Annotated in this window: 16 protein-coding genes; 11 read left to right on the top strand and 5 right to left on the bottom strand. The window is 68.0% G+C overall.

From position 1 onward, the window contains the following. Positions 1-2 precede the first annotated feature (2 nt). The 4 genes from asnB (at position 3) to E6C72_RS24120 (ending at position 11801) form a co-directional block, all read left to right on the top strand. On the top strand, positions 3-1877 hold the full coding sequence (gene asnB, locus E6C72_RS24135; RefSeq protein WP_109084103.1) for an asparagine synthase (glutamine-hydrolyzing): 1875 nt from the start codon (positions 3-5) through the stop codon (positions 1875-1877). A 13-nt stretch (positions 1878-1890) separates the two neighbouring features. Continuing rightward, positions 1891-9300 (top strand): non-ribosomal peptide synthetase, encoded by a 7410-nt coding sequence (locus tag E6C72_RS24130; protein WP_109084104.1) that lies wholly within the window; start codon positions 1891-1893, stop codon positions 9298-9300. 97 nt (positions 9301-9397) lie between these two features. Beyond that, positions 9398-11029 (top strand): cyclic peptide export ABC transporter, encoded by a 1632-nt coding sequence (locus E6C72_RS24125; RefSeq protein ID WP_109084105.1) that lies wholly within the window; start codon positions 9398-9400, stop codon positions 11027-11029. A gap of 34 nt (positions 11030-11063) precedes the next feature. Next, positions 11064-11801: a thioesterase II family protein gene (locus E6C72_RS24120; RefSeq protein WP_158280107.1), complete on the top strand. Its 738-nt coding sequence runs from the start codon at positions 11064-11066 to the stop codon at positions 11799-11801. Positions 11802-11853: 52 nt separating this feature from the next. On the opposite strand, the gene speB is transcribed toward E6C72_RS24120, so the two are convergent. The 5 genes from speB to E6C72_RS24095 form a co-directional block, all read right to left on the bottom strand. Then, positions 11854-12906 (bottom strand): agmatinase, encoded by a 1053-nt coding sequence (speB, locus tag E6C72_RS24115; protein WP_109084107.1) that lies wholly within the window; start codon positions 12904-12906, stop codon positions 11854-11856. Between the two features lie 53 nt (positions 12907-12959). Next, positions 12960-13757 carry an ABC transporter permease gene (locus tag E6C72_RS24110; RefSeq protein ID WP_109084108.1) on the bottom strand — a complete coding sequence of 266 codons (798 nt, stop codon included), beginning with the start codon at positions 13755-13757 and terminating at the stop codon, positions 12960-12962. Continuing rightward, positions 13757-14608 (bottom strand): ABC transporter permease, encoded by an 852-nt coding sequence (locus tag E6C72_RS24105; protein ID WP_109084109.1) that lies wholly within the window; start codon positions 14606-14608, stop codon positions 13757-13759. The genes E6C72_RS24110 and E6C72_RS24105 overlap by 1 nt, the downstream gene beginning before the upstream one ends. Continuing rightward, positions 14605-15681: an ABC transporter ATP-binding protein gene (locus E6C72_RS24100; protein WP_109084110.1), complete on the bottom strand. Its 1077-nt coding sequence runs from the start codon at positions 15679-15681 to the stop codon at positions 14605-14607. The genes E6C72_RS24105 and E6C72_RS24100 overlap by 4 nt, the downstream gene beginning before the upstream one ends. 128 nt (positions 15682-15809) lie before the next feature. Continuing rightward, positions 15810-16910 carry a PotD/PotF family extracellular solute-binding protein gene (locus E6C72_RS24095; protein ID WP_109084111.1) on the bottom strand — a complete coding sequence of 367 codons (1101 nt, stop codon included), beginning with the start codon at positions 16908-16910 and terminating at the stop codon, positions 15810-15812. Positions 16911-17157: 247 nt separating this feature from the next. Between E6C72_RS24095 and E6C72_RS24090 the strand changes: the two genes are divergently transcribed. From E6C72_RS24090 to E6C72_RS24060, 7 genes are all read left to right on the top strand, one after another. Next, positions 17158-18066 (top strand): LysR family transcriptional regulator, encoded by a 909-nt coding sequence (locus E6C72_RS24090; protein ID WP_109084112.1) that lies wholly within the window; start codon positions 17158-17160, stop codon positions 18064-18066. 138 nt (positions 18067-18204) lie between these two features. Beyond that, positions 18205-19800 (top strand): gamma-glutamyltransferase family protein, encoded by a 1596-nt coding sequence (locus E6C72_RS24085; RefSeq protein WP_109084113.1) that lies wholly within the window; start codon positions 18205-18207, stop codon positions 19798-19800. A gap of 150 nt (positions 19801-19950) precedes the next feature. Then, a complete protein-coding gene (locus E6C72_RS24080) occupies positions 19951-20667 on the top strand; it encodes a GntR family transcriptional regulator (RefSeq protein WP_109084114.1) in 717 nt (238 codons plus the stop codon). A gap of 42 nt (positions 20668-20709) precedes the next feature. Beyond that, a complete protein-coding gene (locus E6C72_RS24075) occupies positions 20710-21561 on the top strand; it encodes a transporter substrate-binding domain-containing protein (protein ID WP_199228668.1) in 852 nt (283 codons plus the stop codon). 85 nt (positions 21562-21646) lie between these two features. Continuing rightward, entirely contained in the window at positions 21647-22312 is a 666-nt protein-coding gene (locus E6C72_RS24070; RefSeq protein WP_098736415.1) for an amino acid ABC transporter permease, read from the top strand. A gap of 12 nt (positions 22313-22324) precedes the next feature. Continuing rightward, positions 22325-22990 carry an amino acid ABC transporter permease gene (locus E6C72_RS24065; RefSeq protein ID WP_109084115.1) on the top strand — a complete coding sequence of 222 codons (666 nt, stop codon included), beginning with the start codon at positions 22325-22327 and terminating at the stop codon, positions 22988-22990. 26 nt (positions 22991-23016) lie between these two features. Continuing rightward, positions 23017-23805: an amino acid ABC transporter ATP-binding protein gene (locus E6C72_RS24060; protein ID WP_109084116.1), complete on the top strand. Its 789-nt coding sequence runs from the start codon at positions 23017-23019 to the stop codon at positions 23803-23805. The last annotated feature ends 56 nt before the right edge of the window (positions 23806-23861 follow it).

Below are 23861 nucleotides of genomic sequence, written 5' to 3'. Positions count from 1 at the left end.
CCATGTGCGGGATTCTCGGTTTCATCGGTCCCACCCTTGCCGAGTCCGAAGGGCGCCGGCGATTGGCCGCCATGGCCGACGCGCTGCGCCACCGCGGCCCGGACGACGAAGGATTCTTCCAGGCGCCGGGCGTCGGGTTGGGCTTCCGCCGGCTGTCGATCGTCGATCTCGTATCGGGCAACCAGCCGGTCTTCAGCACCGACGGCACCGTGGTGTCGGTCTGCAACGGCGAGATCTACAATCATCGGGAATTGCGGGCGGAGTTGGAACAGCGCGGGCACCGCTTCCGTACCCGCTCCGACACCGAAGTCCTGCCGGCGCTGTACCAGGAATACGGGCCGGAGTTCGCGGCGCGCATGAATGGTCAGTTCGCCTTCGCCGTCTATGACCTGACACGACGCCGGCTCGTTCTTGGCCGCGACCATGTCGGCATCGCGCCGCTGTTCCATGCCGAGGTGGACGGCGGTCTGGCCTTCGGGTCGGAGATCAAGGCGCTGCTGCGCCACCCCGACGTGCCGCGGCGGGTGGACCTGACCGGGCTCGACCAGATCCTGACCTTCCCCGGCCCCGTCAGCCCGCGCACCCTGTTCGCCGGTGTGGAGAGCCTGCCACCCGGCACCGTGCTGGTGGTGGACGGCGACGGGCAGCGCCGACGCATTACCTATTGGGACCTCGATTACCCCACCGCCGCGGAGATCGACGACAGCCGCTCCGCCGAGGAGTGCGTAGAGGAGCTGGATGCCGCCCTGCGTCAGGCCGTGCGCTACCGCCTTCAAGCCGACGTCCCGGTCGGCGGCTATCTCAGTGGCGGGCTCGACAGCTCGCTGATCGCGGCACTGGTGGCGGAGCTGACACCGGACGTGCAGCGCCACACCTTCTCCATCACCTTCCAGGACCGCCGCATCGACGAAAGCGCGCACCAGCGCCTGATGGCGCGCCGTCTTGGCACCCTGCACCACGAGACGGTGGTCGGGCCGGAGCAGATCCACGCCCACCTGACCAACATCGTGCGCCATGCAGAGGCGCCGCTGCGCGAATCCTACAACGCCTGCTCGCTGATCCTCTCACGCATGGTGCGCGACCAGGACATGAAGGTGGTGCTGACGGGTGAAGGGGCGGACGAGCTGTTCGGCGGCTATGTCGGCTACCGGCTGGACGTGCACCGCGCGCAGGAGGAGGCGGATCCCACCGACCTCGACGCGTTGCTGGAGGCGCAACTGCGCGAGCGGCTGTGGGGCGACCCCGGCTTCCTCTACGAGAAGAACTACCGCGCCGCCGCGGAGACCCGGCAGGCGCTCTATTCCCAGGCGGTGGCGAAGCGGTTTGCCGGCTTCGACTGCCTGAACGGCGCGCCGGTGGACGTGCGCCGGCTGGCCGGGCGGCACCCGTTCCACAAACGCTCCTACCTCGACTTCAAGCTGCGCATGGCCGACCACCTGCTGGCCGACCACGGCGACCGCGTCGCCTTCGCCAACTCCGTCGAGGCGCGCTACCCGTTCCTCGACGTGAACGTGATCGATGTGGCGCGGCGCATCCCCCCGTCCCTGATGGTGCGGGACGGCGAGGAGAAGCACCTGCTGAAGCGGCTGGCCCGCCGCTATCTGCCGGCGGAGATCGTCGACCGGCAGAAGTTCAGCTTCGTCGCCCCCAGCAGCGCCGTGCTGCTGCGGCAGAACATCCCGCTGGTCGAGGAGCTGCTGTCCCAGGAGCGCATCCGCCGCGACGGATACTTCAACCCCGATACCGTGGAACACCTGAAGCGGCTGTACCGCCAGCCGGGCCGCGACCTGAACCAGACCTTTGAAGACGACCTCCTGATGGTCGTGCTCACCTTCGGCATCCTGCTCGACACGTTCGAGCTGCCGGCTTTTTCCTGAACGGGGCACAGCGATGCAGCGCCAAGCGTATTTCGAACAGTTCGAGTTCCAGGCCGAAACCCGCCCCGACGCCGTCGCCGTCGAATGTGCAGAGGGGTGCATCGGCTACGACGCGCTGAACCGCCGCGCCAACCGCATCGCCCACGCGCTGAAGGCAGCGGGGGTGGAGCCCGGCCGGAACGCCATCGTCGGCCTGTTCCTGGAACCCGGCATCGACTATGTCGCCGCCCTGCTGGGCACCGGCAAGGCCGGCGCGGTCTTCCTGCCGCTGCCGCCCGATCTGCCGGAACGCCGCCTCGCCGCCTATCTGGAGAAGGCGGGCTGCGCCCATGTGGTGACCGGCGCCGCGCACCGCCCGACCCTCGACGCGCGCCTCGCCGCCATCGGGTGCCACCTCGCGGTGGTGCCGGCCGAACCGGAAGGCCAGCCGGAAACCAATCCCGGCATTGCCGTGGGGCCGGGCGATGGCTGTTACGTCATGTTCACCTCGGGTTCGACCGGGGCGCCCAAGGCCATCCTGGGTCAGCAGCGCGGCCTGAGCCACTTCCTGCGCTGGGAGATGGGGGAGTTCGCGCTTGACGAAGGCACGCGCTGCTCCTGGCTGGCGCCGATAACCTTCGACGTCAGCCTGCGCGACGTGCTGGTGCCGCTGATGGCCGGCGGAACCCTGTGCGTGCCGGAGCCGGAGCTGCGCATGCTGCCGCACCGGCTGGTCGACTGGATCGCCGCCAGCCGCCTCACCCTGATGCATTGCGTGCCGACGCTGCTGCGCCTGATCGTCCGTGAACTGGAACACCGCGCGCCCGCCTCACCTCCCTTCCCGGCCCTGCGCCATCTGCTGGTGGCGGGCGAACCGCTGCTTGGCGCCGACGTGGCGGCATGGCGCGCCGCGGCCGGCACGGCGACGGAGGTGGTCAACCTCTACGGCCCGTCCGAAACGACGCTGGCCAAGCTGTTCCACCGCGTCGGCGCGCTGCCTGACGACCTGCGCCGCGTCCTGCCGATCGGTCAGCCGCTGCCCAACACGGCGGTGCTGATCCTGGGCAACGGGCGGCTGTGCAAGCCGGGCGAGATCGGCGAGATCCACATCCGCACGCCCTACCGCTCGCTGGGCTATCTCGGGGATCCGGAACTGACGGCCGCCGCCTTCATCCAGAATCCGCTGACCCCCGACAAGCCGGAGGTCATCTACAAGACCGGCGACCTCGGCCGCTATCTGTCGGACGGCGGCGTGGAATGCCTGGGCAGGCTTGACAATCAGGTGAAGATCAACGGCATCCGCATCGAGCTGGCGGAGATCGAGGCGGCGCTGCGGCAGGCAGCCGGCGTGGCCCAGGCGGTGTGCGCGGTGCAGACCGGCGCCGACCAGCGTCCGCTTCTCGTCGGCTATTACGTGCGGGCGGATGGTGAGGCGGAGCCGCTGGCGGCCGACGCGCTGCGGGCGGATCTGGACCGCATCCTGCCGGCCAACATGCAGCCGCACGTCTTCGTGGGGTTGCGCGAAATCCCGATGACCATCAGCGGCAAGGTCAACCGCAAGGCGCTGCCGAGGCCGGAGGAGCTGTTCTACGGAGAGGATGGCTTCACCGCCCCGGAGACCGAGACGGAACGGAAACTCGCCGCCGTCTGGAGCGAGCTGTTCGGCATCGCCAGGGTGGGCGTCACCACCCGCTTCCACGAGTTCGGCGGCGATTCCCTGCGCGCCATCCGCGCCGTGCTGCGCATCTACCAGGATTGCGGGGTGGAAATCCCGCTGAAGGACTTCTTCGCCGACAACACCATCCGTGCGCTCGCCGCCCACGTTGACCGTGCCAAGGCAGACGGCAGGACTGCTGACGGTGGGACGACCGCGATCCCGTGCGTGGCGGACGCCGACAGCTATCCCGCCTCCCCGGCCCAGGCGCGGTTGTGGCGGTTGGACCGCATGGGCATCGCGCCCACCGCCTACAATCTGGCCGAGTCCTTCGAGTTGACCGGTACCGTGGACTCCGCGGCGCTGGAGGAGGCTTTCCGCACACTGATCCGCCGCCATGAAGCGCTGCGCACCACTTTCCGCGAAGACGGCGCCGACGTCAGGCAGGTGGTCCACGCCGATCTGCCCTGGCGGCTGGAGACCGTCGATCTGCGCCGCCACGCCGATCCGGAGGCGGAGGCGCACCGGCTGGCCGCCGGCAACCTCGCCCATGTCTTCGATCTGGAGGCCGGGCCGCTGCTGCGCGCCTCGCTGCTGCGCCTGTCCGATGCGGCGGCCAACGGGGCAGACGCCGCGCCACGCCACGTCTTCCTGTTCAACATCCACCACATCGTCAGCGACGTGTGGTCGCTGGGCGTGCTGGTGCGCGAACTGGCCGCCGCCTATGTCGCCGGCCGTAGCGGACAGGACGCTGCGCTGCCGCCGCTGCCGCTCCAGATGCGCGACGCCACGGCTTGGCAGGCCAAGCGGTTGGCTGGTGGCGCGCTCGACGCCGACCGCCGCTATTGGACGGAGCGCTTCGCCGGCGCCCTGCCGGTTCTCGACCTGCCCTCCGACCGGCCGCGCCCTCCGGTGCAGACCTTCAACGGCACCACCCGTCGCCTGCGCCTGGGCGCCGATCTGACGGCGCGGATCCAGGCGCTGGCGGAGGCCCACGGCGTCACCCTGTTCGTCACGCTGACCGCCCTGACCAAGGTGCTGCTGCACCGCTACACCGGCCAGCGCGACATCATCGTCGGCAGCCCGGCGGCCGGGCGGGCACATCCGGACCTGGGCGGGCAGATCGGCTACTACGCCAACGTGATGGCGCTGCGCGACACCGTCGATCCGGCCGCCCCGTTCAAAAGCCTCCTGGCCGCCGTCAAGGCCACGGTGGACGACGGCGTGGCCCACCAGGGCTATCCCTTCGATGCCCTGATCGGCGAACTGGACCTGCAACGCGACATGAGCCGGTCGCCGGTCTTCGACGTGATGGTGGTGGCGCAGACCTTCGATGGCGTGGAGCTGACCCTGGACGGTGTCGCCGTGCGCCCCTTTGGCTGCGAGAACGCCTGGGACTTCAGCCGCTACGACCTCGTCTTCCACTTCCAGACGGAGGCGGGGGAACTGGTCCTCGACCTCAACTACAATCTCGACCTGTTCGACGGCGCCCGCATCGCCCGCACCTGTGCCCACTTCGCCGAACTGGCGCACGCCGCGGTGCTTGACCCGCGCACGCCGATCCAGGCGCTGACGCTGCTGCCCGGCGAGGAGCGTGCGTCGATCGACGGCTTCGCCGCCGGCCCGGTGGTGGAGCGCCGGCCGCTCACCATACCCGGCCTCGCCGCCGAAATCGCCGCCCACCACCCGAAGCGCCCGGCACTGGTGGAGGAGGGACGCGAACTCGACCACGCGGCCCTGGAGGCGGCAAGCGGCCGGCTGGCCGCCGCGCTGACAGACCGCCACGGCGTGGCGCCGCAAGACCGCGTGGCCGTTCTCGCCAACCGCTCCATCGAATCCGTGGTGGCAATGCTGGCGATCATGAAGGCGGGTGCCGTCTATGTGCCGCTCGACCCCGGCTACCCGGCGGCCCGCCTGTCCGCCATGCTGGAGCGCGCCGGCTGCACGCTGGTGCTGGTCGACCGGGCGGAGGATTCGGCCCGTCTGCCCGCCGGCGGCCCGCCGTCCGTGGCCGTCTCCCCGATTCTGGAACAGACCGGGCCGGTTTTGGCCGACCGCTCGGCGCCGGGCGACGTTGCCTACATCATCTTCACCTCCGGCTCCACCGGCCAGCCCAAGGCGGTGATGGTCGAACATGCCGGCTTCGTGAACATGTCGCTGGGCCAGATCGCCGCTTTCGACCTGGGCGCCGAAGACCGGGTGCTGCAGTTCGCTTCACCCTCCTTCGACGCGTCGTTGGCCAACATCTTCATGGCGCTGTTCGCCGGGGGGGCCGTCGTGCTGCCCAACCTTGCGGTGATCGAATCCACGCCGCGCTTCCTGGACTTCATAACGTCCACCGGAACCAGCTGTGTGACCCTGCCGCCCACCTACCTGCGCGCACTGGAGCGTGCCCCGCTGCCCGGCCTGAAGGTGCTGATCACGGCGGGCGAGGCGGCCCCGGTCGCCGACCTCGCGCATTATGCCCGCAGCTTGCGCGCCTACAACGCCTACGGCCCGACCGAATCCTCGGTTTGCGCCACGGTGCACCGGGTGACGGGGGAGGACGCGGCGCGTCCGCGCCTGCCGATCGGCCGACCGCTGCCCAACACGACCTTGCACATCCTCGATGCGATGCTGGAGCCGGTGCCGGTCGGCGTTCCCGGCGAACTGTTCCTGGGCGGGGCGGGCCTTGCCCGCGGCTATCAGGGCGACGAGGCGCAGACGGCGGCGCGCTTCCTGAGCCACCCGCGCACGGGCGAGCGGCTGTACCGCACCGGCGACATGGCCTGCTGGCTGGCGGACGGGACGGTGGACTTCCTCGGCCGCACCGACGACCAGGTCAAGGTCTCCGGCCACCGCATCGAGATGGGCGAGGTGGAGGAGGCGCTGCGCGGCGTGCCCGGCGTGCGCGACGCCACCGTCGTCACGGTGACGCGTGCCGACGGCTCGACGGCGCTGGCCGGCTATTTCTGCCCGGAACAGCGGGTGGAGCTGTGGCCGTCGGTGGCGGAGTTCTTCGTCTATGACGACGTCGCCTATTCGAGCATGGCAACGGACGAGGGGCGCAACCGCCGCTACCGCGATGCCTTCGCCCGCCATCTGCCGGGCAAGACGGTGGTGGACATCGGCACCGGCCCCTTCGCCATCCTGTCGCGCCTGGCGCTGGAGGCGGGGGCGCACAAGGTCTACGCCATTGACCTGCTGGAGAGCACGGCGCGCAAGGCGCGCGAGACGGTCGTGCGGCTGGGCCTGTCCGACCGGATCGAGGTGATCCACGGCGACGCCCTGCGTATCGGGCTGCCGGAGCCGGTCGATTACTGCATCTCCGAGATCGTCGGCGCCATCGGCGGGTCGGAGGGTGCCGCCAAGATCATCAACGGCGCCCGCCGCTTCCTGAAGGATCCGGCGAACATGCTGCCGCAGCGCAGCCTGACCCGCATCGCCGCGGTCAGCCTGCCGGAGGGCAGCTTCGCCTACGGCTTCTCCGACATCGCCGCGCATTATGTGGAGCGGATCTTCGCCGAGGTCGGCCGGCCTTTCGACCTGCGCCTGTGCGTGAAGAACCTGCCGCGCGATGCCATCCTGTCCACTGCCGGCACCTTCGAGGATCTGGACCATACCACCGTCGTTCCGCTGGAGGCCGCGCACGAGGAGTGCCTGACGGTGGAGCGCGCCGGCCCCGTCACCGGCCTGCTGATCTGGCTGCAACTGCATGTGGATGCCGACCATGTGGTGGACATCCTCGACAACCCCGGAAGCTGGCTGCCCGTCTATCTGCCCATCGACCTCGCGGGTGTGCAGGTCCGGCCGGGCGACCGGCTGCGCCTCACCATTGCGCGCACGCTGTGCGACAACGGCCTCAATCCGGACTTCACCGTGACCGGCCGGATCGAGCGGCAAGGCGCCGACGACGTGCCCTTCCACTGCGCTAGCCCGCATTTCGGCAGCGGCTTCCGTACCACACCCTTCTATGAGCGGCTGTTCGCCGGGGCGGCCGTGCCGCGGCTGGAGACCGTGACCCCGGTGGTGGTGCGCAACCACCTCGCCCGGCAGCTCCCCGGCCACGCCATCCCCGCCTACCTGATCGCGCTGGATGCGCTGCCGGTGACCGTGAACGGCAAGGTTGACCGCGCCGCCCTGCCCGCCCCCGCCATGGCTCCCGCCGCGGCAACGGCGCGCGATGCGGAAACTCCCGTGGAGGAACTGGTGCTTGCCGCTTGGCGGGCAACGCTGGAACGTGCCGACATCGGCGTAGACGACGACTTCTTCGCGCTCGGCGGCGATTCCATCCGCGCCATCCAGATCGTCTCGCGCCTGCGTCGGCAGGGGCTGGGGGCGGAAATCCGCGACGTCTTCCAGAATCCGACCGTGGCGCAACTCGCGGCCGTGGTGAAGCCGCTGAAGGTCCGGGCGGAGCAGGGACCGGTCACCGGCCCGGTGCCGCTGTCGCCGATCCAGCAATGGTTCTTCGAAAGCATGGACGCCGCCCCGCATCACTTCAACCAGGCGGTCCTGCTGAAAGCCCCCGGCGGCATCGACGCCGGCGCCGTGCGCGCCGCGCTGAAGGCGCTGTGGACGCAGCACGACGCGCTGCGCGCCACCTTCGATCAGGACGGTCCGGTGCCGCGCCAAATCCTGCGCCCGGCCGACGGCGAACCGTCGCTGGAGATTCTCACTCCCGGCAACGACGAAGCTGGGGATCTGGAGACGGCGGCCGAGCGGCTGCACGCCGGCTTCGACCTGGGCCGCGGTCCGCTGCTGGCGGCGCTGCTTGCGCATGGCTCCACCACCGACCGGCTGCTGCTGGTCGCGCATCATCTGGTGGTGGACAGTGTGTCCTGGGGCATCCTGCTGGAGGATTTCCAGGCCGCCTACGAAGCGGCTCTGGCCGGCCGCAAGCCGGACCTGCCTGAAAAGACCGCTTCCTACCGCGACCATGCCGAAGCGCTGGCGGCCCTGGCCGCCGGCATGGACTGGACGACCCGGTTGACCTACTGGCGCCAGCTGCCACCGGTCGAGCCGCTGGCCGTTGCGCGGGTTGAGCAGGCCAGCGTGGCCGATATGGCGAGCATTTCCGGCACGCTGGACCGCGACACCACCGCCGGCCTGCTCGGCCCGGCGCACCGTGCTTACAACACGCGCACCGACGACCTGCTGCTGAGCGGTCTGGCGATGGCGCTGCGGCGGCGCCTGGGCCGGCGGCGCACCCTGGTGACGCTGGAATCGCACGGCCGCGAATGGCCCTTCGCCGAAGGCACGACGCCTCTGCAACCGGACGTGACGCGCACGGTCGGCTGGTTCACCACCCATTATCCGTTCCTGCTGGACGGGGGCGAAGGCGAGGACACCGGCGCAACCGTCAAGCGGGTGAAGGAGGCGCTGCGGCAGGTGCCCGACCGCGGCTGGAGCTATGGCCTGCTGACCCGGCAGGCCGGCGGGCCGGGGTTGCCCCCGGTGGACGGCCAGATCGGCTTCAACTTCCTGGGAAACATGGCAGGCGGCATGGAAGGCGGCCGGTTCGAGGTGGACTGGAACACGCCGGGCTCCTCGCTCAGCCCGCGCACGCCGCGTCCGCACGCGCTGGATTTCCTGGGCATGGTGGTGGACGGGGTGCTGACCGTGAACCTGGATTACCACACGTCCCTCGGCCAGGAGACGGCGGATGGCCTGCTGCGGGCCTATCTCGACGCGCTGGCCGGGATCGCCGCCCACTGCCTGTCGCGCGACGGGTCGGAGACCACGCCGTCGGACTTCACCTACAAGGGTCTGTCCCTCGACGATCTCGACAATCTGCTGTATGCCGACTGAAAATTGATGGACGCTCCATCCCTCCCGCTTCGCGTGTCCCCTCCTTCCCCGCTTGGCAAAGAAGGAGGGGCGTGTTTCCCCGGAGAATGCGGTCGGCATGAAACTCGTTGAACTTTTCCAGCGCGACGCGAACATTCTGCGGCTCCGCTTCCTGGTCCTCGCCGCCATCTCCGGCGTGGCGAATGCCGCCGTGCTGGCGGTGATCAACGTGGCGGCGCGCAACGTCACCAACCAGGACGCCAACCTGCGCAACCTGCTGCTGTTCGGGCTGGCCATCGGCATCTTCGTGCTGACCCAGAAGCGGCTGATGGTGGAGGTCTGCGAACAGGTGGAGGAGATGATCCACCGCCTGCGCGTACGCCTGCTGGACCGCGCCCGCCATGCCGAGTTCCTTGACATCGAGGAGATCGGCCGGTCGGAGATCTACGCCGGCATCAGCCGCGAGACGCAAATCCTCTCGCAGGCCGCGCCCAACATCGTTATCGGCGTGCAGTCGGCCGTTTTGGTGCTGTTCACCATGACCTACATGCTGGCGCTCTCCACGACGGCCTTCGTGCTGTCGGCGGTGTTCACGGCGCTGGGAGCGGCCATCCACATGTCGCGCTCGGGCGAGGTGAAGCAGCACCTGCGCGACGCCTACACCCGCGAGAACGAGCTGGTGGAAGGCTTCAACGACATGCTCGACGGCTTCAAGGAAGTGAAGATGAGCAGCGCGCGTTCGCAGGAAATCGCCGAGCGGGTGCGGCAGGTCTCCGCCGACGTGGCGAAGCTGAAGATCAGGACGCAGACGCTCTACGCCACCGACTTCGTGACGTCGCAGGTGACCTTCTTCCTGCTGACCGGCATCATGGTCTTCGTGGTGCCGAGCGTCAGCCCGACTTATGTGGAGGTGGTGGTGATGACGACGACCGCCAGCCTGTTCATGATCGGCCCGGTGTCGAACGTCGTCGGCAGCCTGCCCATCTTTGCCAGCGCCAACAGTGCCGCTGAGGCCGTGCTGGCGCTGGAGGACAAGCTCTCCACCATCGACGTGGAGCGCGACGGGACAGACGCCAGCCCGGACCGCTTCCGTGACTTCCGCCGCATCGTGCTGCGCGGTCTCCGCTTTTGCCATCGCGCACCCTCCGGTGATCTGGCCTTCGGCGTCGGTCCGATCGACCTGACGATCGAGCGCGGCCGGGTGGTGTTCATCACCGGCGGCAACGGGTCGGGCAAGACCACCTTCGTCCGGTTGCTGATCGGCCTCTACCCGGCCGCGGAGGGCGGGCTGTTCGTGGACGACACCCCGATCGGCCCGGCGAATCTCCCGGCCTACCGCAACCTGTTCTCCGTCATCTTCTCCGACAACCACCTGTTCGCCGAGCTGTATGGCACGCCGGAGGTCGATCAGGCCGAGGCCGAGGCCCTGTTCGACCTGCTGGAGATGAGCCACAAGTCCAGCCTGCGCGGCAGGCGCTTCAGCACGGTCAAGCTGTCGGGCGGGCAGCGCAAGCGGCTGGCGCTGATCGCGTCGGTGCTGGAGAAGCGGCCGATCTGCGTCTTCGACGAATGGGCGGCCGACCAGGACCCCCATTTCCGCGAGAAATTCTACCATGTCATTCTGCCGCGCCTGCGGGCGGCAGGCGTGACCGTCCTGGCGATCACCCATGACGACAAGTATTTCGATGCCGCCGACGTGCACCTGCACATGGAAGACGGGCAGCTCGGCATCGTGAAGGCCACCGTATGATGTCCGGAGAGCGTTGATGTCTGTGGGATCCTGGTTGACCCGGAAACCGCGTGCGGCCCTGCCGAAACTGCGGATGTTCTGCTTTCCCTACGCGGGGGGCGGGGCGACGGTGTTCAACGGATGGGAGACGGCGCTGCCGCCCGAGGTGGAGGTCCTGCCGCTGCACCTGCCCGGGCGCGAGCGGCGCTTTTCGGAAGCCGCCTTCGACAACGCCCATGAGATGGCTCCGCCGCTCATGGCCGCGCTGTCGCCGTTGCTCGACGTCCCGTTCGTGTTCTTCGGCCACAGCATGGGGGCCCTGATCGCCTACGAACTGGCGTTGCGCCTGTCGATGCACGGGCTGGAACCGGCGATGCTGATGGTTTCGGCCTCACGGGCCCCCCATCTGCCGCCTCCCCGCAACCCCCTTCACGTCCTGGCCCGGCCGGAATTCCGCGCCATGCTGTCGAGGATGGGCGGCACGCCGCCGGAGATCCTGGACAATCCGGAGTTTCTCGATCTGATCGAACCGTTCCTGCGCGCCGATTTCAAGCTGGCCGAGACCTACCGGCCGCGGCGGGCCCCTTCCCTTTCCTGCGCCGTCCGCACCTATGGCGGCACGCTGGACGAGGACGCCCCTGCGGCCGACCTTGAAGCCTGGCAGGAGGTCTCGACCGGGGCTTTCAGCCGCCGCATGTTCGCCGGAGACCATTTCTACCTGAAGGCCGAGCGGGCCCCGCTGCTGGCCGACATCGCGGCGGTCGTCGGCACGATCCTCAAGACCGGCCCATAAGACCGGCCCAGGACGGCGTGTTGCAGCGGGGACAGGCGCGCCAGGCGCCGGATCAACCCCGCCGCTGCTCCAGCGCCTTGACGGCGAGGCACAGGATCTCGAACAGCATCTGCGCGCCGGCCTGAGCTGTGGTGGTGTTGGCGTCATATTGCGGCGCCACCTCCACCACATCGCCACCGATGACGTCGAGCCCGTCCAGACCACGCAGAATCTCCATGGCTTCCCGCGTGGTCAGCCCGCCGACCTCCGGTGTGCCGGTGCCGGGAGCGAAGACCGGGTCGAGGCAGTCGACGTCGAAGGAGACGTAGACCGGCCCGTCGCCGACGACCCGGCGGGCCTGCTCGATCACGGCGGGAATGCCGCGCTGCGCCACCTCCTCGGCATGGATCACCGTCATGCCGGACTCGTAGGAGAACTCCCAGAGAAACTCGGTGCTGCCGCGGATACCGATCTGCACCGTACGCTCCGGGTCGAGCACGCCGTCCAGCACCGCCTGACGGAACGGACCGCCATGATGGAACTTGGACCCCTCGTAGGGGCCGCCGGTGTCGCAATGGGCGTCGAAATGAATCATGCCGACCGGCCGGTCCCGTCCCAGTGCCTTCAGGATCGACTGGCTGATCGAATGGTCGCCGCCGACCGACAGCGGGATCACCCCGGCATCCACCACCTTGTTGTAGAAACTCTCGATGTCGTGGTGGCAGGCTTCCAGGCTGAAGCGGCTGGACAGCGGCACATCGCCGACATCGGCCAGCCGGCAGGCTGCCGACGGCACCATCTTCAGCACATATTCGTAGGGACCGATCCGCTCGATCGTCCGCACCGCCCGCGGACCGAATCGGGCGCCGGCACGGTTGGTCACTCCCAGATCCATCGGCACGCCGATCAGCGCGACCTCGAGCCCGCCGAAATCGGGCAGTTCGGGCGCGTCCGGACGGTACGGCGCGTCGAGCAGGGTGGAGACGCCGGCGAAGGGCTGGGTCCGCCGTCCGCCGGCGGAGAATTGCAGGGCGGCGACACGCTGGAACTCCGGCGAGTGGATGTCGGCGCCACCGCTGCCGCTGTATTTCTCGCGCAGGCGGTTGAGCTTGTCCGGATCGATCATTTTGAAAGGTCTCCTGTCGGAAGGTCGGGCAGAGGCCGGTCGGTCAGGGCCGCTCAGTCGGCTTTGATCCAGGCGCCAAGCAGGCGCGGCAGATCGCCGAAGCGGGCGATCAGCCCGAAGACGGTCGCGGTCAGCAGCACGAACAGCACGGTGACGGCGGCCATGGTCGGCGTGTAGCCGTAGCGCAGGGCGTTGAAGATCTTGATCGGCAGCGTTTCCAGCGTGAAGCCGGCGACCATGTAGGCGACGATGTATTCGTTGAGCGACAGCACGAAGGCGAAGGCGAAGCCGGAAATCATGTAGGGCCGCACCAGCGGCATCACCACCGTCCGCAGCACGGTGCGGTCGTCGGCCCCCATGGTCGAGGCGGCTTCGACATAGCTCCGGTCGACGGCGCCGAAGCCGAGCGACAGCGTGACCAGCGGCAGGGTGACGAAGAAGATGGCGTGGCTGACCACCACCGTCCACGGCTCGCCATACTGGCCGGCGGTGGACCAGAAGCTGAGGAAACCCAGCGCGGTGATGACCGGCGGCAGGATGAACGGGGTCATGCCCAGCATCTCGAATGTTCGTGCCCAGGGCGCCCGCCAGCGCCAGACGAACCACGCAATCGGAAAGGCGATGGCGACGGCCAGCGCCGCCGACGATGCCGCCACCACGAGGCTGGCGATCAGCGCCCCGCGCCAGCCGGGATCGGTGAAGATCTCGGCATACCACGCCAGCGAAAGGCCCTTGGGCGGGAAGTCGAGCGAGCGTTTGGCGTTCAGCGACACCCCCGCCACCACCAGGATGGGTGCGACCAGGACGAGGCCGATCAATCCGGCCATCAGGCTGTTGAGCCAGCGCAGCATCACGCCTCCTCCTTCCGGCCGAACAGCAGCGAAAGCCCGACCAGCGCCAGACTGACCAGCACCAGGAAGACCGCCATCGCCGCGGCGAACGGCATGTTGGACTGGTAGATCGCCTGATCGGTGATCAGCACCGACAGGGTCCAGTGCTGCGGCCGTCCCAGAAGCTGCGGCAGCAGATAGCTGCCCAGCGCGAAGACGAAGGCCATGATCAGGGTGGCGACGATGGTGTTGCGTTGGGCCGGCACCACCACGGTGAAGAAGGCCTTCAACGGCGAGGCTCCCAGCGTCCGCGACGCCTCCACCAGTGCCGGGTCGAGCCGGGCGAGCGCCGGATAGAGCACCAGCACGGTGTAGGGGAAGGCCTGGTAGACCATGCCGGCCAGCAGCGCGCCGAAGCTGGGCGACAGTGATTGCGGCTCCGCCATCAGCCCGACCGCCACCAGCAGGTTGGTGATGCCGGCGGTGCGCGACAGCAGCGTCGACCATGCGAAGCCGATGATCACCTCAGACAGCGACAGGATCGACAGCAGGAAGACCAGCCAGCGGACCTGGGCTGCCCGCGGCAGCCGTGCCAGCCGGTAGGTGAAGGGGAAGCCGATGCCGACCGCCACCAGGGCCACCAGCGCCGCCAGCTCCAGCGAGAAGGACAGCACCCCGCCGAAGAAGGCGCTGAGAAAGCGTTCGTAGTTGGCCAGGACGAAATCCGGCTCGTAGAAGCCGCCGGGAATCCGGCGGGCGACGCTGACCGCGATCATCAGGCCGAAGGGGATGACGAAGAAGACGACCAGCATCAGCGCCGGGAACAGGATCGGCGCGTGCTCGCCCAGGCTGCGGGGGGCGCGGCGGATCATGACGGCCGCTCCACGGCGGTTCCGCCTTCCGGCGGCAGGACAACGCAGGCTTCGGCCGGGATTTCGACGATGACGGCGGCGCCGGGTTCGACCGCCGGGCGGTCCTGCGGCCGGGTCAGCGCCACGATCTCCCGCCCGGAAACGTCGATGCGGAACTCGACGCTGGCACCGAGATCGCGGACGAAGGACAGGGTTCCGCTCAGCCGATTTGCCCCACCGGATGCGGTCGCCGGATGCAGCAGCACCTCCTCCGGCCTGACCGACAGCAGGGCACGACCATGTGGCGGCAGGCCGTCAAGGACCAGTTCGCCCCCCGGCACGCTGGCGCGGCCGGCGGCGGTCACCGTCCCCTCCAGCAGGTTGGTCATGCCGATGAAGTCGGCGACGAAGGCGTCGGCAGGCCGGCGGTAGACCTCCATCGGCGGGGCGGCCTGACGGATCCGACCTTCCGACATCACCACCACCAGATCGGCCATGGTCATCGCCTCGCGCTGGTCGTGGGTGACGACGATGGTGGTGATGCCCAGCCGCCGCTGCAATTGCTTCAGCTCGATCTGCATAGCCTCGCGCAGCTTGGCGTCGAGCGCCGACAGCGGTTCGTCGAGCAGGAACAGCTTCGGTTCCAGCGCCAGGGCGCGGGCAATGGCGACGCGCTGGCGCTGGCCGCCCGACAGCCGCGATACCGGTCGGTCGGCCATGCCGGGCAGGCGGACCAGCTCCAGCAGACTGTCCGCCTTGCGGCGGCGCTCGTCGGCGGGAACGCCGCGGATGCGCAGGGGGTAGGCGATGTTCTCCCCGGCGCTCAGATGGGGGAACAAGGCCAGCGACTGGAACACCATGCCGAAATCCCGTTTGTGGGCGGGGGCGGTGGTGATGTCGCGGTCGTCGATCAGCAACTGGCCGCCGGAGGGTTCCTCCAGCCCGGCGATCATCCGCAGGAGCGTGGTCTTGCCGCAGCCGGAGGGCCCCAGCAGGCAGACGAACTGACCATGCGGGATGCGCAGGCTCGCCCCGTGCACCGCGGTGAAGCTGCCGTAACGCTTGGTGAGACCGTCGAGAACGAGGGCGGACATGGCGGGCCTTCGGATCATTTGGAAAGGACGGAGCCCTTCCCCCGGCCTTTTGGATTTCCGTGCGATTCGCGCTTCAGACCAGTCCGTCTGAAGCGACCGCACTCCGGGGGAGGAAGGGCGCTCGCGGATCAGCCCACGATCATTTCCGTCCATTTCTGGTTCAGCCAGTCGGCCTTCGACACATAGAGGTCGTAGCGCGGAACGATCGGCGCCAGATCGGAGGAGACCGCGGCGAACTCCTTGTCCGTCAGGTCGGTGGCCGAGCGGTCGATCGTCGGCGAGGTGCCGACCTTGCGCGACAGCAGCGCCTGGATCTGCGGCTGGCACATGTAATCAATAAAGACATGGGCCAGATCGCCGGCCTTGGATGCCTTGGACACCGCCCAGCTGCCGGAATCGAGGATGCCGCCCTCCTTGGGGAAGGTGGAGCGCACCGGATGGCCGTCGGCGGCGGCGAGACCGGTGACGTCGTGGTAATATTGCCCCATCGGGATTTCGCCGGACTTCAGCGCCGCCTCGAACTGCGCCTCGTCGCGGTACCACAGCTTCACATTCTTTTTCAGCTCGGCCAGCTTCTTGAAACAGTCCAGTTGTCCCTGCTCGCTGTCGAGATGCTTCGACCCGCCGAAGAAGGTGGCGGCGGTCACGTCCAGCAGGAAGGAGTTGGAGACCAGCGCGAGCAGGCCCAGCTTGTCCTTGTTGGCCGGATCCCACAGCGCCGCCCAGCTTTCCGGTGCCTGGGGGTAGCTCTTGGTGTTGGTCACCAGGGTGATGTACCAGGACACCGCACCTATGCCCGACAGCCGGCCATCCGGGTATTTGTTGATCAGCGCCGGCTTGACCTTGGCGGCGTTCGGCAGCTTGCTGGGATCGAGCGGCGCCCACAGCTCAGCGGCCATGCCCTTCAGCATCGCAACCTGCGACATCATCGACACGTCGGCCGGAGCCTGTTTGGCGCGGGCCGCCTGTTCAAGCTGGATCAGCCACGCCTCGCCCGTCGGTTCGGCCACCGCCTCCACCGCGATGCCGGTCGCCTTGGTGAAGTCCGGGAAGATGTGCTTGTCAAAGCTGTCCTTGAAATAGCCGCCATACACCCCGACCTTCAGCGACTTCGATTGCGCCCGGACGATGGAGGGAAACCCCACCGCCGCGGCTGCGGCCGCCATGCCCGCCCCCGCCAGCACCGCCCGCCTGCCCAGTCCCCTGTCCAGTCCTGCGCCGATCTTCATTGCGTGTCTCCGTCTCGTCGTTGGTCAGCCCCGATGGAGGGCGGGCGATGCAGGCAGTCCGAACGCCGGTGGCGCGACGGCCGGGTATCACCCTGCCCTGTCCCGCCCGACCCGACTGGAATTGCATACCGGAATTAGACGGCGACTTTGCGTTCCCACACATCCGGAATTTTTTGTATCTTACTTCGACCGGAGCCGAAGTAAGACCGGCCCATTTCCTGTTCCAGGCCGGAGGATTGCCGATCGCATGAGCCGGATGACCATCGAGACCGCCGATCTGCGGCTCTTTCGCCTGTTCATGACGGTGGTGGAGGCCGGCGGGTTTACTGCGGCGCAAGGCGAACTGAACCTGTCGCTTTCCACCATCTCCACCCATTTCGCCGAACTGGAAGGGCGGCTGGGGGTCCGGCTGTGCCGGCGCGGCCGCTCCGGCTTCAAGCTGACGGAGGAGGGACAGGCGGTCTATGACGAACTGCGGCGGGTGTTCGACACGCTGGACCGGTTCGGCGCCCGGGTGCGGGGGCTGCGCGACCGCCTGACCGGCACACTCACCATCGGGCTGGTGGACAACACGTTGACCGACCCGAATTTCCCGCTGGAACGCGTGATCACCCGCTTCGCCGACGCCGCCCCCGAGGTCAATCTCGCCATCGCCACCCGGCCGCCCAACGAGTTGCTGCGCGACGTGATCGGCGGCGAACTGCATCTCGCCATCGCCAGCTTTCCGCGCATCGTGCCGGGCCTCTCCTATATAGACCTCTACACGGAAACCAACCTGTTCTATTGCGGGGCCGGCCACCCGCTGTTCGGCCGTCCGGACGACATGGTTGATCTCGACGAGGTGCGCAGCCACCGGCTGGTCGCCCGCAGCTATTGGGGGGCGCGCGACATCAAGATTTTCGCGATCAGCGCCCCGCATGCGACCGTCAGCGACATGGAAGGCGCTGCCCGGCTGATCCTGTCCGGCCGCTATCTCGGCTATCTGCCCGACCATTACGCCGCCCCCTTCGTCCAGGCCGGACGACTCCGCCCCCTGCTGCCACGGGTGCTGTCCTATCACTCGCCATTCCAGATCGCGGTCCACGGCGACCGGGCGAGGACGCCGGTGGTTGATCTGTTCATGACCCTGACTCGGGAAGAGATCGCCGGCAGCTGAGGGCAAGTAGGTGGATTCCCTCTTCAGATCTGCTTGCCGCCATGGGATTTGGTATACCATATCGATGGTGCGGTGGATGATGCCCGTGCATCCGGCCTTCACCGCGACGACCAAATATCGGGGGAGTCGACGCAAAGCATGCGCAACTTCGAAGAACCGGGCCGTTCGCTCGCCATGGGGCGCAATGGCATGGCCGCCACCTCGCACCCGGCGGCCACCCTGACGGCGGTCGAGATTCTCAAGGCCGGTGGCACGGCTGTTGATGCCGCCGTGGCGGCCTGCGCGGTCCAGAGCGTGGTCGAAGCGGGCTCCACCGGGATCGGCGGCGACTGTTTCGCCCTGATCGCTCCGCAAGGCGGCACCGACATCCGCGCCTACAACGGCTCAGGCCGCACCCCGTCGGCGATGACGCTGGAGCGCCTGCGGGCGGCGGGCGTCACCGCGATCGACCGCCACTCCCCCCACGCGGTCACGGTGCCGGGGGCGGTGGATGCCTGGGCACGGCTGGTCGCCGACCATGGCCGCCTGCCCTTGAGCGAGATCCTTGCCCCGGCCATCGCCATGGCGCGCGAAGGCTATATCATCACGCCCCGGGTATCGCACGACCTCGCCCAGCAGACGGAACTGCTCCGTCGCGACCCGACCGCCGCCGCCACCTTTCTGGTGGATGGAGAAGCCTCGGCGGCCGGCACGGTCCAGACCCAGCCGCTGCTGGCCGACACGCTTGAAGCGATCGGGCGCCAGGGACCGGACGCCTTCTACCACGGCGCCATTGCCGAGGACATGGTGGAGGCCCTGCAGGCGGCCGGCGGCTTCCACAGCCTGGAAGACTTCGCCGAGGCCAAGGGTGAGTATGTCGCGCCGATCAGCACCGAGTATCGCGGCCGCACCATCCATGAATGCCCGCCGAATGGGCAGGGCATCATCGCCCTGATGATCCTGAACATCCTCAAGCGATTCCAACCGGCCGGCGATCCGCTCGACCCCGACAACCTGCATGTGGAGATCGAGGCTGCGCGGCTCGCCTATGCCGCGCGCGACGCCTTTCTGGCCGATCCGGCACATAGCGGACGATCGATGGTGGACCATCTGCTGTCAGATGCACTGGCCGACGAACTGGCCGCCCGGATCGATACCACCCGCGCGCTGGAGATCGACGAGGTGCTGAGCAGTGTCGAGCACAAGGACACGGTCTATATCGCCGTGGTCGACAAGCAGCGGACGACGGTCAGTTTCATCAACTCTATCTTTCATGCCTATGGCAGCGGGCTGATGGCGCCCCGCTCGGGCGTGTTGTTCCACAACCGGGGCCAGAGCTTCTCCCTGGTCGACGGGCATCCCAACATGGTGGCGCCGCGCAAGCGGCCGATGCACACCATCATTCCGGGCATGGTCAGTGAAAACGGGCGCGTCAGCCTGACCTTCGGCGTCATGGGCGGGCATTATCAGGCGATGGGCCATGCCCATTTCCTGTCGAAGCTGTTCGACCACGGGCTGGACGTCCAGAGCGCCATCGACCTGCCGCGGCTGTTCCCCCTGCCCGGCACCCGAAGCGTCGAAGCCGAGGCCGCAATCCGTGCCAGGGCGGGGGCGGAACTGGCCCGCCGGGGTTTCACCCTGACGGTGCCCGGCTGGGCGATCGGCGGTGCCCAGGCCATCGCCATCGACTGGCAGCATGGAACCCTCCTGGGCGGCTCCGACCACCGCAAGGACGGGTGCGCGCTCGGTTATTGAAGCCGGGTCATTGACGGAGTTCCGCAATGGGCATCGCGGGAAGGACCAAGGTCGCCGCACCATGGTCCTTCGATTGCAAAACAATGCCGGTTGACAGGTCCGTCAACCCGGCTCACATTGTCAACAATCGACTGTCTACGGCGAGGGCGCATGTTCGGCGGATCGAAGGACAAAGCCAGAGGATCGGTCCTGGCGCGCGTGCCGAAATCGACCTTCCGCGCGCACATCGCGGACGGGCTGCGTGCCGCGATCCTGAACGGCGACATCGAACCCGGCGCACAGCTCGTCGAGACCGCGCTCGCCGAACAGTTCGGGGTCAGCCGCGGTCCCCTGCGCGAAGCCATGCGGCAGCTGATCGACGAAGGGTTGCTGATCGCCGTGCCCTATACCGGCACCCATGTCGTTGGCCTGTCGGTCGATGATGTGCGCGAGATCTATTCGATGCGCGTCACCCTGGAAATCTTCGCATTCGAGCAGATCTGGGCACGGCGGGATCAGGTGTTCCGCCGGGGCCTCGTCGCCCGCCGCGACGCGCTCACCGCCTGCATCGACGCCGAGGACGATGCCGCCAGCATCGTCGCCGAGTTGCAACTGCACGGCTTCGTCTATGAGGCGACCGGGCACAAGCTGCTGATCCGGACCTGGGAGAGCATCCGCGGCCGTTTGCAGCTTTACTGGGCGGCACACCATCGCGCGCACGGCATCCGCGGCCCGCGCCGCGATGGTCACGACCGCTATGTGGCGATGGCGCTTGCCGACGATTTCGACGCGCTGAAGTCGGAGATCACCGACCATATGGCCCGCGGCGGCCGGCAGACCGAAGACTTCCTGCGTGGCCGCGAGACCGGCGCGTCCAAACGCTCCTGACCGGACCCGACAAAAGACGACGAACAGACGAGGAGGCTTGAGATGACCATCGCCAAGGGGGAAATGAGCCGGAGGACCCTGATCGGCCTTGCCGCCAGTGCCGCCGTCGGCCTGTCGGTCCTGCCGGCACTGTCCGCGGCACCGTCGACGCTGGACAGGATCAAGGACAGCAAGCGCCTGCGCATCGGCGTGACCTCGGCCGAGCCCTGGTTCTTCAAGGATCCGATGACCGAGACCTGGACCGGCGTCGGCGTGGCGATGGGCCAGCGGCTGGCAGCCAGCCTCGGCGTCACCCTGGTTCCGGTGGAGACGACCTGGGCCAATGCGGTGGGGGCGCTCCAGGCCGACCAGATCGACCTGATGTTCGTCCTTGACCCGACCGAGGAGCGGCGCAAGGCCATCGACTTCCCCGACTCTCCGCTGTTCTACTATGCCATGGGTGCGCTGGTCGCCGGCGATTCCGCCATCAAGAGCTGGTCGGATATCGACAAGCCGGGCCTGCGCATCGGCGTGACGCTCGGCACCTCACTCGACAAGAACGTGACGGCGATGGTGAAGCAGGCGGCGATCAACCGCTTCTCCAACAATGACGAGACCATCGCCGCCTTCGCCGCCAAGCGCATCGACGTCGCCGTCCAGTTCCATCCGGCGCTCGTCGTCCAGCAGACCCGCCTGCGCCTGGGCAAGGTCATCCTGCCCGAACCGGTCGAGCCGGTGGCCACCAGCGTCGGCCTGCGCAAGGAGGAGAATCCGGCCTTCCGTGACTGGCTGGACGGGCAGTTGAAGACGCTCTACGCCGACGGCGTCCCCGACCAGCTGTTCGCCGGCTATCTGAAGTCGAAGAACGTCGACGCCTCGAAGATCCCGGGCCTGATCAAGGAAGCCTGGCACTGAGCGTCCGCGGCGGCGGAGCGATGCCGTCCCGCCGCCATCCTGCATCGGCGCGTTCGCCGCAAGAGGCCATCGTCAAGGACGCCGCATGAGCTACCAATGGGATTTCTCGCCGGTCCTGACGCGATGGCCGCTGCTGCTCGACGGACTGCTCAACACGGTGAAGATCGCCGCCATCGCCATCGTCTTCGGCGTCCTGGTCGGGCTGGTCCTGGCCCTGCTGCGGCTGTCGCCGCGCCGCTCTCTGCGCCTGCCGGCGGCGGTCTTCGTCGAGTTCTACCGGAACACGCCGCCCATCGTGCATTTCTTCTGGTTCTTCTACGCCCTGCCGGTGGTGCTGAACATCAGCCTCGACCCGCTGGTCGCCGCCGTGCTCGCCCTGTCGACCCAGTCCGGCGCCTTCTATGCCGAGGTGTTCCGCGGCGGCATCCGCTCCATCGAGCGCGGCCAGTGGGAGGGAGCCAAGGCGCTGGGCATGACCCACACGCAGCTGATGCGGCGCATCGTGGTGCCGCAGGCGGCGACACGCATGGTCGCCCCCTTCGTCGAGCGCTCCTTCGAGCTGATCAAGACCACGGCGCTCGCCTCCACGCTGGCCTATGGCGAGCTGCTCTATCAGGCGATGATGGTGAACAGCGAAACCTTCCGGCCGCTGGAGGTCTACACCGCCGTCGCCCTGCTCTATCTCGTGCTGCTGGTCTCGTGCAGCGCGCTGGCCCGGGTCGCCGAAGCGCGGCTGACCGCCTACCGCTGAGGAGACGGAGAGATGGATTACGCCTTCGACTTCGCCCTGGTGGTGGAGACCTTCCCGATCCTGATGCGCGGCTTCCTGGTAACGCTGGAGCTTTGGTTGCCCAGCCTCGCCATCGGGCTGGCCGCCGGGCTCGTCCTGGCGCTCGCCCGGCTGTCGCGCAGCCGGTTGCTGCGCGGCGGCAGCCTCGTCTATATCGAGCTGTTCCGCGACACGCCGGTGCTGATCCAGCTGATCTGGTTCTATTACGCCTTCCCCATCCTGATCGGGGTGCAGCTGTCGCCCTTCACGGCGGCACTGCTCGGGCTGGCGCTGAACACTTCGGCCTATGGGGCGGAGATCTTCCGTGGCGGCATCCAGTCGATCGCCCGCGGCCAGTGGGAAGGGGGGAAGGCGCTGGGCATGCGCCACGCCGACGTGCTGCGCCGGATCATCCTGCCGCAGGTCTTCAAGCTGATGCTGCCGGCCTTCACCAACCGCGCAGTGGAGGTGGCGAAGATGTCGTCGCTGGCCTCCGTACTGTCGGTCCATGAGCTGATGTATCAGGGCCGGCTGCTGAGTTCGACCTACTACCGTCCCTTTGAAATCCTCACGACCGTGGCGGTCGTCTATTTCGTCCTGATCTATCCGGCGACCTTCCTGTCGATGACCCTCGAACGCCGCATGGCCGGCAAGGGTTGACCGTCATGCAAGCGGAGACTCCGTCCATGCCAGACTCCACCCCGCCCATCCTTCAGGTATCCGGCCTCCACAAATGGTTCGGGGCGCTGCACGTGCTGCAGGGGATCGATTTCTCCGTGGCCGCCGGCGAGCGTGTCGCCATCATCGGCGGCAGCGGGTCGGGGAAAAGCACCTTCCTGCGCTGCCTCAATTTCATGGAGATGCCGACCGCCGGCCGGATCGCGCTCGACGGCACGCCGCTCGGCCGTGCCTCCGCCAGCAAACCGGACGAGGTGCGCTATCCCGAAAGCGAGCTGTGCCAGGTCCGCGAACGCGTCGGCATGGTGTTCCAGCAGTTCAACCTGTTCCCGCACATGACCGTGTTGGAGAACGCCATGGAAGGGCTGGTCACGGTCAAGCGGATGAAGAAGGCGGAGGCGCGCGAGCGGGCCTTGCGCGAACTCGACAAGGTCGGGCTCGGCGGCAAGACCGACGTCTATCCCGGACGGCTGTCCGGCGGCCAGCAGCAGAGGGTGGCGATCGCCCGCGCGCTTGCCATGGAGCCGGAGATCCTGCTGTTCGACGAGCCGACCTCCTCGCTCGACCCCGAACTGGTGGGCGAGGTGCTGCGCGTCATCCGGCAGTTGGCGGAGGAAGGGCGGACCATGCTGCTCGTCACCCACGAGCTTGGCTTCGCCTATCATTTCGCCACCAAGGTGATCTTCCTCGCCGACGGCGTCTTCCACGAGGTCGGCACGCCGGACGAAGTGCTGAAGCACCCCAAACAGGAGCGCACGCGCGCCTTCCTGGAGCGTTTCACCGAATTTTCCTTCTGAGAGCATCCGTAAAAGCAGGCGGCGCAAAGTCGGTGGCCGCTGGGAAAGGGTCCATA

Source organism: Azospirillum sp. TSH100 (genome assembly GCF_004923295.1).
In the GTDB taxonomy this organism is placed as follows: Bacteria; Pseudomonadota; Alphaproteobacteria; order Azospirillales; family Azospirillaceae; genus Azospirillum.
Note: the sequence above shows the minus strand (reverse complement) of the source record. Positions and strands in the feature narration are given on the sequence as shown.